The following is an 11,512-nucleotide window of genomic DNA, read 5'->3' on the forward strand; positions in this document are numbered from 1 at the left end:
GTTCTGCAATTATTAATTTCAGAATATCTGTTTAAAAAATACCCTAAAAAACCAGAAGGGGACTTGTCAAAACTCCGTGCTATGATTGTCCGAGAGGAGAGTTTGGCTGGTTTTGCCCGTGATTGTCAGTTTGACCAGTTTATCAAGCTTGGTAAGGGGGAGGAAAAGTCTGGTGGTCGTAACCGAGACACGATCTTGGGTGACGCTTTTGAAGCCTTTTTGGGTGCTCTGCTTTTAGACAAGGATATAAAGACTGTAAAAACCTTTATCTACCAAGTCATGATTCCTAAGGTTGAAGCTGGCGATTTTGAGATGATCAAGGATTATAAGACTCACCTTCAAGAATTGCTCCAAGTTAATGGAGATGTTGATATTCGTTATCAGGTGATTTCAGAGATTGGACCAGCCCATGATAAGATGTTTGAGGTTGAAGTCCTTGTTGAGGGGCAAAGTCTAGGTTCAGGTAAAGGACGCTCTAAAAAATTGGCCGAGCAGGAAGCCGCTAAAAATGCAGTTGAGAAAGGGCTGGATTCATGTATTTAAAGGAAATTGAGATCCAAGGGTTTAAGTCCTTTGCTGACAAGACCAAGGTTGTTTTTGACCAAGGGGTGACGGCGGTTGTAGGACCAAATGGCTCTGGGAAATCAAATATCACTGAAAGCCTCCGTTGGGCACTTGGTGAATCTAGTGTCAAGAGTCTGCGTGGTGGGAAGATGCCTGATGTCATCTTTGCAGGAACAGAAAGTCGGAAGCCTCTAAACTACGCTTCTGTTATTGTTACTTTGGATAATCAAGATGGCTTTATTAAGGATGCAGGCCAGGAAATCAAAGTTGAACGTCATATCTATCGTAGTGGAGATAGTGAGTACAAGATAGACGGGAAAAAAGTTCGTCTCCGTGATATCCATGACCTTTTCTTAGATACTGGTCTTGGGCGCGATTCCTTCTCTATTATTTCCCAAGGGAAGGTCGAAGAAATCTTTAACTCCAAACCTGAAGAACGTCGCGCTATCTTTGAAGAAGCGGCTGGAGTTTTGAAGTATAAAACCCGTCGTAAAGAGACAGAAAGCAAGCTTCAACAAACTCAGGACAATCTAGACCGTTTAGAAGACATCATATATGAGCTGGATAATCAAATCAAGCCTTTGGAGAAGCAAGCAGCTACAGCTCGTAAATTTATGGAGTTGGACGGTCAGCGTAAAGCGATATACTTGGACGTTTTGGTTGCTCAGATTCAAGCCAATAAGGCTGAATTGGATCTAACTGAAGAAGAATTAAACCAAGTCCAAGAACTTTTAACCGGTTATTATCAAAAACGTCAAGACTTAGAAGAAGAAAATCAAGCTCTCAAAAAGAAACGTCATGATCTACAGGCTGAGATGGCAAAAGACCAGTCAAGCTTGATGGATTTGACTAGTTTAATCAGTGATTTAGAACGTAAGTTAGCTTTATCAAAACTAGAAACTGAGCAGGTTTCCCTCAATCAACAAGAAGCGCAGACTCGTTTGGCTGGTTTAGATGAAAAGAGAAAGGCTCTTATTCAAGAGAGGGAAGAAAAAGAAGCCAATCTAAATCAGTTAGAAGAAAATTTAGCTGTCAATACGAAGGAACTCAATCAGCTAGAAGCAGAATTATTAGCTTTTTCTGATGATCCAGACCAAATGATTGAGCAATTGCGTGAACGCTTCGTTGCCTTTCTGCAAGAAGAAGCTGATGTGTCTAACCAGCTGACACGTATTGAGAACGACCTTGAAAATAGTCGCCAACAAACTCAAAAGCAAGAAGAACAATTAGAATCCTTGAAGGAGCAATTGGCTTCTGCCAAGTCCAAGGCTGCTGAGCAAGAAGCTGCCCTTAAATCAGCTAAAGAAGAAGTACAGAACTTACTCGCTGACTATCAAACCAATGCCAAGCAAGAAGAAGCACAAAAGAAGGCTTATCAAAGTCAGCAAAATCAACTCTTCGACCGTTTGGATAGCCTGAAAAACAAACAGGCCAAGGCACAAAGTTTGGAGAACATTCTTAAAAACCATAGCAATTTTTATGCAGGTGTTAAGAGTGTACTACAAGAAAAAAATCGCTTGGGCGGTATTGTTGGAGCTGTTAGTGAACATTTAACCTTTGACGTTCATTATCAAACAGCCCTTGAGATTGCTCTCGGTGCAAGTAGCCAACACATAATCGTTGAAGATGAACAGGCAGCAACAAAGGCCATCGATTTTCTTAAGAGAAATCGAGCGGGTCGCGCTACCTTCCTACCCTTGACAACTATCAAAGCTCGGAGCATTTCTGGGCAGAATCAAGATGTGATTGCCTCAAGTCCTGGTTTTCTTGGCATGGCAGATGAACTGGTTACTTTTGATGCCAAGCTTGAAGCTATCTTTAAAAATCTGCTAGCTACCACAGCTATTTTTGATACAGTCGAGCATGCGCGTGATGCGGCTCGTAAGGTACGCTATCAAGTTCGTATGGTAACGCTAGACGGTACAGAACTACGAACAGGTGGTTCTTATGCTGGTGGTGCCAATCGTCAAAATAACAGCATTTTCATCAAACCTGAATTGGAGCAATTGCAAAAAGAAATTGCTCAAGAAGAAAAACTTCTTCGCCAAGAGGAAGAAAATCTGAAATCAGTTCAAGAAAACTTAGCTACCCTCACTCAAACTTTGGAGACCATTAAGTCCAAAGGAGAGCAGGCTCGTATAGAAGAGCAAGGCTTGTATCTTGCTTATCAACAAACATGCCAGCAAGTTGAAGAACTTGAGACACTTTTAGAACTTCAGGAAAAAGAATTAAACAATCTCAGAGGTGGAGATTGGCAAGCTGAAAAAGAAAAATGCCAAGAACGTCTCGCAGTTATTGCAACTGAAAAGCAAAAGCTGGAATCTGAAATCGAAGAAATCAAGTCCAATAAAAATGCTATTCAGGAACGCTACCAAAACTTGCAGGATAAACTTTCTCAAGAACGTCTGCTCAAAACAGAAATGATAGGGCGAAAACGTTACGAAGTTGCGGATATTGAACGGATTAACAAAGAACTTGAGAACCTCAATATCGAACAAGAAGAGATTGAACGTCTTTTGCAAGAAAAGGTAGACAATCTTGAAAAGGTTGATACGGAACTTTTGAACAAGCAGGAAGCAGAAGCCAAGAGTCAAAAAGAAGAAATTCAACAGGGACTCATTCGTAAGCAGTTTGAACTAGATGATATTGAAGGTCAATTGGATGATATTGCTAGTCATTTAGAACAAGCTCGTCAGCAAAATGAAGAATGGATTCGTAAGCAAACACGAGCAGAAGCGACTAAAGAGAAGATTACAGACCGCCTTCGCTATCTTCAAGGTCAACTGACTGAAGAATACCAGATTAGTTATACTGAAGCATTAGAACAAGCCAACCAATTGGAAGACTTGGCTGTCGCTGAACAAAAGGTTAAGAATTTGGAAAAATCCATTCGTTCACTTGGTCCAGTCAATTTGGATGCTATTGAACAGTTTGACGAAGTTCACGAACGCTTGGAATTCTTAAATAGTCAGCGTGATGACATTCTTTCTGCTAAAAATCTTCTTCTTGAAACCATTACAGAGATGAATGACGAAGTGAAAGAGCGCTTCAAGTCTACGTTTGAAGCTATTCGTGAGTCCTTTAAGGTGACTTTCAAGCAGATGTTTGGCGGTGGTCAAGCAGACCTAATCCTGACAGAAGGAGATTTATTGACAGCAGGTGTCGAAATCTCTGTTCAACCACCAGGTAAAAAAATCCAATCTCTCAATCTCATGAGTGGTGGAGAGAAGGCCCTGTCAGCTCTGGCTTTGCTCTTCTCAATCATTCGTGTCAAGACCATTCCATTTGTTATCTTGGATGAAGTAGAAGCTGCACTTGATGAAGCAAACGTTAAACGTTTTGGGGATTATCTTAACCGATTTGACAAGGATAGTCAGTTTATCGTCGTTACCCACCGTAAGGGAACCATGGCAGCAGCAGACTCTATCTATGGGGTGACCATGCAAGAATCTGGTGTATCTAAGATTGTCTCTGTTAAACTAAAAGATTTAGAGAATATGGATGCTTAGTTTATTTTCAATATGTAATTTCAAGTTAGAGCATGTAGAATGACCTTCAAGAAGTCGGAAAGGTTACAAAAATAAATTGAGGAGCTTATATGGATTTTGATCTATTCCTAATGATCTGTAATTATATTGGAACTATAGCCTTTGCTGCTTCAGGAGCCATCAAAGGATTCGGTAAACGTTTAGATATTTTTGGAATCAGTTTATTGGCAATTGTAACTGCAGTAGGCGGAGGAATCCTAAGAGATTCCATTATTAGTCGCTTTCCAGCTTCTCTAGCAGATCCTAGCCCCATTTATGTCTCTATCCTAGTAGCTGTTATCATGTATGTCTTTGTGACTTCAAAACAGGCCAATGCCAGTCATGATAAAAAGTTCTATAAGTGGTTGAGGGAAGCCTATCTCATCTTTGATTCCATTGGGCTGATTATCTTCTCCTTGATTGGAGCGACAGCCTTAGTGGATAGTAAGCTAAATTTGATGTCTGCAGGGATTTTGGCTTGTTTAACAGGAGCCGGTGGAGGTATTATCCGAGACCTCTTAATCAACGAAGTTCCAAGTGTTCTAAAAGAAGACATTTATGCCCTTCTATCTTTCGTAATTGGAGTTATTTATTACTGGTTGGCCTTTGTCCTTCACTTTCCAAGAATTACTGTCTTTATCATTCTCTCGATAGTTGGCTTTGTGATTCGACTTTGTATTATTAAGTTCAAGCTCTCTTTACCAAATATGGATAAGAGAACCTTGAATTGATGAATAAGCGAGAGTTATATTATCAGCGTCTAATCTCATGTGGATTAGGCGTTATTTTTTTGCAAATACGGGAAATGAATGATGTAAAGATTAATTTTTGCTATTATATTTGTAATTTCGAATAAGGTAGGAATAGCAATGAGTAATTTGAAACATTCAGTTGATTTTATTAAAGAAATAGAGAAGTTAAAGTCAGTAAGAAGATTTAATAGAACTCTTGATGGCAGATTTGAAAATAGTGCCGAACATTCTTGTCAGGGTGCCATAGCTGCGATGGTTCTTCAAGATTATTATCCTGAAAAATTGGATATGGAAAAAGTCACTTCTATGTTATTGATTCATGATTTAGGTGAGATTTATGCCGGAGATACTTGGGTGTTTGATGATGAAAAAAAGCTTCATTCTCATGATAGAGAACTAGCATCTATTGAAAAAACAATGAGTATCCTTCCAGAAGAAAAATATTTACAAATGAAAAATTCGTGGTTGGAATTTGAAAAAGGGCAGAGTTCTGAAGCAAGATATGCAAGAGTTATCGACGCCTTGGTACCGCTGATAAATCACTTGGAAGTGTCAGAATTCAATTATAATCCTGATAATATCAGTGCAGACATGGTATTAGAAAAGAAAAAGTTCATAAAAAGTGAATCAGAAGAATTATGGAAACTGACGGAAGAGTTAATTCAGGAAAGTGTGGAAAAGGGCTTATATTTTTAATAACAATTGGCCCAATAGAAGATAGATTTTTAACTGGAGAATGGAAATATATATGATTAAACTTGTCACAACTGAAATCGGAATAAGGAAATTGATACAGTAAAATACAAAGAAAGCCTTGAAATGTTTCCAAGGCTTTTTAGCTATCTATAGGTACAAGGAAAAAATTGTTAGAGTAGATGATTTTTATTAGATACCCTTGTTTTGTAAAACGTTAAATTATATGTTATTAAAGACGGATTGTGTTGAGTGTTGAATTATACAAAAATTACTAATGGACTGAGATTTTTGCATTTGATGATACTGTAGAGAATATTAGTCAAATAAAATTGTTTTGTTTTCACTAATGCATTTCTTATTATCATCCCAATAGTTAATACTTTCAAAGCTTCCTTTTCTTAAATAAAGTGGTAGCCTTTTTCTTATTTCATCTTGCATTGGTATTTTATCAATATCTTTTAGATTCCACCATTTTGGCTCACCTTCAGCAGATGTACTTAGTTCACCAGTAAACTGAGTACATAAAAAGTCATAGAAGACAAATCTCTCATTACCAATTGAATTAGTAAAGCCTGAAATTCCTTTTAATTCAAGATTTAATGCAGTGAGTCCAGTCTCTTCCTTAAGTTCCCGTAATGCAGCTTCAAAAAAACTTTCAGGGAATTCAACTTTTCCCCCTGGTGGAATCCAGCCAGGAAAATTATCGTGCTGTCTATTAAGTAATAAAATTTCTTGATTTTTCAAAACGCAAATATTAACCCAGTTTTTGATTTTTTCAGTCATATGATTAACCTCCAACAAGTATTTTTTCATATGCAAGATTATATGTCAAGAACTATATGCTATTTATGATTGTGACAAATGTATCTCAGCCAAAGATTGATGATTTTTACGCAATAGCTGATGAACTCTCAGAATAGACTTCAATCAAGAACTTTGGAAGAAAAGTGTTGAGAGGTTGTAGATAAAAGAAGGTAAGCAAATCAGCCTGGCCTTTAAATTGGCCCTACGGGATTATTTATAGAAGACAAAGACGTGTCAATTCAGCACGTCTTTTTTTACTTTTTCTATGGTATAATAGAAGGTAGATTTATTAATTGGAGTATGAAGAATTTTATGATTAAATTAGTAGCAACGGATATGGACGGTACTTTTTTGGATGCTGCCGGTCAATTTGATATGGAGCGTCTGAAAAAGTTGCTCCATTCTTATCAAGAAAAAGGAATCTACTTTGCTGTTGCCTCAGGTCGTGGGCTTTTGTCACTTGAAAAGCATTTTGCGGATGTCAAAGATGAGATTATTTTCATTGCTGAAAATGGGAGTCTCGTTCGTTTCCATGGAGAGGACCTCTATGAAGCAACCATGCCTCGTGATTTTTACCTATCAACATTTGAAAAGCTAAAGACTTCACCTTATTTTGATGAGAAAAAGATGCTCTTGACTGGCAAAGAGGCTTGCTATGTATTAGACACAGTAGATGAAACCTATCTAATGTTTAGTCATCATTACAATGAAAATATCAAAAAAGTAGCTAGTCTTGAAGATATTACCGATGAGATTTTCAAATTCACAACTAACTTTACTGAAGAGACAGTAGAAGCCGGAGAAGCTTGGGTCAATGAACATGTTCCTGGAGTCAAGGCTATGACGACAGGCTTTGAATCCATTGATATCGTTTTAGATCATGTTGATAAGGGAGTCGCTATTGTCGAATTGGCTAAGAAATTAAATCTGGATATGGATCAAGTGATGGCCTTTGGTGATAATCTAAATGATCTTCACATGATGCAAGTGGTTGGGCACCCAGTCGCACCTGAAAATGCTCGTCCAGAGATTTTAGAACTTGCTGAAACAGTTATTGGACACCACAAGGACCAATCAGTTATTGCTTATATGGAGGAATTGTAATGGCAGATATTAAATTAATTGCTTTGGACTTAGATGGAACCTTGCTGACGACAGACAAGAAATTAACTGATCGTACCAAGGCAACTTTAAAGGCTGCGCGTGATCAGGGAGTAAAAGTGGTACTGACAACTGGACGTCCCCTCAAGGCAATGGATTTCTTCCTCAAAGAGCTTGGAACAGACGGCCATGATGATGAGTATACTATCACCTTTAATGGAGGCTTGGTTCAGAAAAACACGGGTGAAATCCTTGATAAGACAGTCTTTTCGATTGATGATGTGACACGCATTTATGAGGAAACTGAAAAACTAGGCATTCCTTTAGATGCCATTTCTGAAGGTACCGTTTACCAAATCCAATCAGATCAAGAGAGTCTGTATGCTAAATTTAATCCTGCTCTGACTTTCGTTCCAATTGACTTTGAAGATTTGTCTAGTCAGATGACCTACAACAAATGTGTGACAGCCTTTGCCCAAGAACCACTGGATGCAGCAATTGCTAATATTTCACCAGACTTGTTTAACAACTACGAAATTTTTAAATCTCGCGACATGCTTTTGGAATGGTCACCAAAGAACGTTCATAAGGCTACTGGACTAGCTAAATTGATCGACCACCTAGGAATTGACCAAAGTCAGGTGATGGCTTGTGGAGATGAGGCCAATGACCTTTCTATGATTGAATGGGCAGGACTAGGTGTTGCTATGCAAAATGCTGTGCCTGAGGTCAAGGAAGTTGCAAATGTAGTCACCCCTATGACTAACGACGAGGAAGCTGTCGCCTGGGCCATTGAAAAATATGTACTGAAGGAGAACTAAAGTATGGGATTATTTGACCGTTTATTTGGTAGAAAAGAAGAACCAAAAATCGAAGAAGTTGTTAAAGAAGCTTTGGAAAACTTGGATCTGACAGAACCTGGCGACGAAGTTACAGAATCTGTAAGCAAGGAAGCTGAAGAGGAAAATACTGAAGAAATCGACCAAAGTTCAGAATTTGAGGAAACTTATTCTAAAGAAGCTAGTGAGTCGGAAGAACCAGTAGCAGAAACTACTACAGAAACAGTTGAACCAATAGCAACTCCTCATGAAGAAATTCAGCTTGAAGAAGAAACTGAATGCCATTGTTGTCAGGAAGAGTCAGAGTCAACAGAAGTTGAAGAAACTGAAGCCAGCGCTCAAGAGGTAGCAGAGTTTGTTGCAGAAGAACCTGAGTCACCAGTTGAAGAAGTAGCTTCAAGTGATAGCGACGATGAAGAAGCTAATCAAGCTCAATCAGACGAAACTGAATTAGACACTTCTGAAGAAGTGGAAGAAGATCTAGTAATCGAAGAAATTCCTCCAGTTCAAGAGACTGTACAGGAAAAATATGACCGTAGTCTCAAGAAAACTCGTACGGGATTTGGTGCTCGTTTGAATGCCTTCTTTGCTAACTTCCGTTCTGTTGATGAAGAATTCTTCGAAGAACTAGAAGAACTCTTAATCATGAGTGACGTTGGTGTACAGGTAGCGTCAAACTTAACAGAAGAGCTACGTTACGAAGCTAAGCTTGAAAATGCCAAGAAACCTGATGCCCTTCGTCGTGTCATCATCGAAAAATTGGTAGAGCTTTACGAAAAAGATGGACAATACAATGAAAGCATTAACTTCCAAGATGGTTTGACAGTTATGCTCTTTGTAGGTGTTAATGGTGTCGGAAAAACAACATCTATTGGTAAGCTTGCTCACCGTTACAAACAAGCTGGCAAGAAAGTCATGCTGGTTGCTGCAGATACCTTCCGTGCTGGTGCAGTTGCCCAATTAGCTGAATGGGGACGTCGTGTGGATGTTCCAGTGGTTACAGGACCAGAAAAAGCTGATCCAGCTAGTGTGGTCTTTGACGGGATGGAACGTGCAGTAGCTGAAGGTATTGATATTCTCATGATTGATACAGCTGGCCGTCTGCAAAACAAGGAAAATTTGATGGCAGAGTTGGAAAAAATTGGTCGTATCATTAAACGTGTCGTGCCAGAAGCTCCGCATGAAACCTTCCTAGCTCTGGATGCCTCAACAGGTCAAAACGCTCTTGTACAAGCTAAAGAGTTCTCAAAAATTACTCCTGTTACAGGAATTGTCTTAACCAAAATTGATGGAACTGCCCGAGGTGGTGTTGTTCTGGCTATCCGTGAAGAACTGAATATCCCTGTTAAGTTAATTGGTTTTGGTGAAAAAATCGATGATATCGGTGAGTTTAACTCTGAAAACTTTATGAAGGGCCTTCTAGAAGGTTTGATATAAAAGAAAATCCTGCAAGAATTCTTGCAGGATTGTTTTTGATTATTCTAAACGACCATCTTTACGATAGGCGATATCTGGTTGCCAAGTCCACTCAGCTCCGTATTTTTCAAGGAGTTCAAAGCTAGCTTGAGGTCCCATGCTACCAGCCTTGTAGTCATGGAGTGGAGCACCGTTTTCAGCCCAAAGCTTTTCAATACGGTCAATCAATTTCCATGATGCACTCACTTCATCCCAGTGGCTAAAGTTAGTTGAATTATTGTTCAAAACATCATAGATCAGTTTTTCATAGGGATCTGGCGAAGCACCTGTAGCAGTCGCATCTGTTCGATAGTCAAGAGAATTTGGCGCAAGGCTAAACTCTTCCCCTACCTTTTTACCGTTAAGACTGAGAGAGAATCCTTCAGTTGGTTGGATATAGATGGTAAGCACGTTTGGTGCTAGTGGTTCTCCGAAAATGGAATCCATTTGCTTGAAGACAATATTCACGTGTGTTCCTTTTTCAGTGAGGCGTTTCCCTGTACGGAAGAAGAAAGGTACATCACGGAAACGATCAGTGTCAACAAAGAAAGCACCTGATGCAAAGGTTTCTGTCATAGATTCAGGGTTAACATTTGGTTCACTACGGTAAGAGATGTATTTCATGCCATCAACTTTACCAGAACGATATTGACCACGGATGAATTGTTCTTTGAGTTCCTCATCTGTAGGGTGGTAAAGGTTCTTGAAGACCTTGATTTTCTCTGCGCGAATGTCATCCTTTGTAAAGCTTGCTGGCTTGTCCATAGCAAGGAGTGACAGAAGTTGGAGAGTGTGGTTTTGAACCATGTCTCGAAGGGCACCAGATTCATCATAGTAGCCACCACGTTCTTCAACACCTAGACGCTCTGCAAAGGTAATCTGTACGTTATCGATGTGTTCACGATTCCAAACATTTTCAAAAATCATATTGGCAAAGCGAATGGCAAAAATACTTTGAATCATTTCCTTACCGAGATAGTGGTCGATACGATAGATTTGCTCTTCGTTAAAAGTAGCTAGGAGTTCTTCGTTTAATTTGCTAGCAGTCTCATAGTCGGTTCCAAAAGGTTTCTCAACGATCAAACGTTCAAAGCCTTTACCGTCAACAATCTGCTCAGACTTGAGATGTTTGGCGATGGTACCAAAGAACTGAGGTGCCATTGAGAGGAAGAAGAGTTTGTTGTGCTCAGTCTTATATTTTTCGTTTAACTCAGCTTGAAGCTTGCGTAATTCGATATAGTGCTCAGTGTCATTAACATCGTGGCTTTGATAGTAAAAATGACTCGCAAATGCTTGAGCTTCCTCCACACTATCTGCCAAGTCTAAAATAGATTCAACAACGACAGATTCAAAATACTCCTTACTCCAAGGTCTACGAGCAGTTCCAATAACAGCAAAATGATCAGAAAGATTACCTGATTTATAAAGTCTAAAAAGTGAAGGGTAGAGCTTACGTTTGGCCAAATCCCCACTTGCACCGAAAATTGTAACAATAACTTTTGATGACATCTAGCTACCTAATTTCTATTTTGTTTCCTAGTTAGACTAGGCATGAGGAGTCCCCATTTTTCATATCCTTTATTTTATCATAATTTTCTAAAAAATCCAAAAATCCAATACGTCTATATTAAGAGTCTGGGCAAAAACTTAATTTCATACTCTTCGAAAATCTCTTCAAACCACGTCAGCGTCGCCTTACCGTATGTGTAAGATACTGACTACGTCAGTTCCATCTACAACCTCAAAACAGTGTTTTGAGCTGACTACGTCAGTT

General features: G+C 39.1%; 9 protein-coding genes. 7 read left to right on the plus strand and 2 right to left on the minus strand.

The annotated features are described in order from the left end of the window. The 4 genes from rnc to ADM33_RS05180 form a co-directional block, all read left to right on the plus strand. A partial coding sequence (gene rnc / locus ADM33_RS05165; RefSeq protein WP_049503512.1) for a ribonuclease III occupies nucleotides 1-543 on the plus strand: 543 nt, incomplete at its 5' end. Next, a complete protein-coding gene (smc, locus tag ADM33_RS05170; protein ID WP_049503514.1) occupies nucleotides 534-4,073 on the plus strand; it encodes a chromosome segregation protein SMC in 3,540 nt (1,179 codons plus the stop codon). The genes rnc and smc, both read left to right, overlap by 10 nt. A gap of 89 nt (nucleotides 4,074-4,162) precedes the next feature. After that, nucleotides 4,163-4,822, plus strand: coding sequence for a trimeric intracellular cation channel family protein (locus ADM33_RS05175; RefSeq protein WP_049503515.1), 660 nt, complete (start codon nucleotides 4,163-4,165; stop codon nucleotides 4,820-4,822). Nucleotides 4,823-4,960: 138 nt separating this feature from the next. Further along, entirely contained in the window at nucleotides 4,961-5,539 is a 579-nt protein-coding gene (locus ADM33_RS05180) for an HD domain-containing protein (protein WP_049503517.1), read from the plus strand. A 315-nt stretch (nucleotides 5,540-5,854) separates the two neighbouring features. Here ADM33_RS05180 and ADM33_RS05185 read toward each other — a convergent pair whose 3' ends face one another. Beyond that, entirely contained in the window at nucleotides 5,855-6,322 is a 468-nt protein-coding gene (locus ADM33_RS05185; RefSeq protein ID WP_000136624.1) for an 8-oxo-dGTP diphosphatase, read from the minus strand. A 333-nt stretch (nucleotides 6,323-6,655) separates the two neighbouring features. Between ADM33_RS05185 and ADM33_RS05190 the strand changes: the two genes are divergently transcribed. Genes ADM33_RS05190 through ftsY form a run of 3 tightly spaced genes read left to right on the plus strand, consistent with a single transcriptional unit; the run spans nucleotide 6,656 to nucleotide 9,720 of the window. Further along, complete coding sequence (locus ADM33_RS05190) at nucleotides 6,656-7,447, plus strand: Cof-type HAD-IIB family hydrolase (RefSeq protein WP_049503524.1); 792 nt, start codon at nucleotides 6,656-6,658, stop codon at nucleotides 7,445-7,447. Then, entirely contained in the window at nucleotides 7,447-8,265 is an 819-nt protein-coding gene (locus tag ADM33_RS05195) for a Cof-type HAD-IIB family hydrolase (RefSeq protein ID WP_049503519.1), read from the plus strand. Before ADM33_RS05190 ends, ADM33_RS05195 begins: the two co-directional genes overlap by 1 nt. A gap of 3 nt (nucleotides 8,266-8,268) precedes the next feature. Then, a complete protein-coding gene (ftsY, locus tag ADM33_RS05200) occupies nucleotides 8,269-9,720 on the plus strand; it encodes a signal recognition particle-docking protein FtsY (protein ID WP_049503521.1) in 1,452 nt (483 codons plus the stop codon). Nucleotides 9,721-9,759: 39 nt separating this feature from the next. On the opposite strand, the gene zwf is transcribed toward ftsY, so the two are convergent. Then, on the minus strand, nucleotides 9,760-11,247 hold the full coding sequence (zwf, locus tag ADM33_RS05205) for a glucose-6-phosphate dehydrogenase (RefSeq protein ID WP_049503522.1): 1,488 nt from the start codon (nucleotides 11,245-11,247) through the stop codon (nucleotides 9,760-9,762). Nucleotides 11,248-11,512: the final 265 nt, after the last annotated feature.

The sequence above is a fragment of the Streptococcus oralis genome (assembly GCF_001075875.1).
Taxonomy (GTDB): domain Bacteria; phylum Bacillota; class Bacilli; order Lactobacillales; family Streptococcaceae; genus Streptococcus; species Streptococcus oralis_I.

Excerpts from the sequence above, each read along its gene's own strand:
- ADM33_RS05180 (WP_049503517.1), top strand. The coding sequence starts at position 4,961 with ATGAGTAATTTGAAACATTCAGTTGATTTTATTAAAGAAATAGAGAAG.
- ADM33_RS05190 (WP_049503524.1), top strand. The coding sequence starts at position 6,656 with ATGATTAAATTAGTAGCAACGGATATGGACGGTACTTTTTTGGATGCT.
- zwf (WP_049503522.1), bottom strand. The coding sequence starts at position 11,247 with ATGTCATCAAAAGTTATTGTTACAATTTTCGGTGCAAGTGGGGATTTG.
- ADM33_RS05185 (WP_000136624.1), bottom strand. The coding sequence starts at position 6,322 with ATGACTGAAAAAATCAAAAACTGGGTTAATATTTGCGTTTTGAAAAAT.
- ADM33_RS05195 (WP_049503519.1), top strand. The coding sequence starts at position 7,447 with ATGGCAGATATTAAATTAATTGCTTTGGACTTAGATGGAACCTTGCTG.
- smc (WP_049503514.1), top strand. The coding sequence starts at position 534 with ATGTATTTAAAGGAAATTGAGATCCAAGGGTTTAAGTCCTTTGCTGAC.
- ftsY (WP_049503521.1), top strand. The coding sequence starts at position 8,269 with ATGGGATTATTTGACCGTTTATTTGGTAGAAAAGAAGAACCAAAAATC.
- ADM33_RS05175 (WP_049503515.1), top strand. The coding sequence starts at position 4,163 with ATGGATTTTGATCTATTCCTAATGATCTGTAATTATATTGGAACTATA.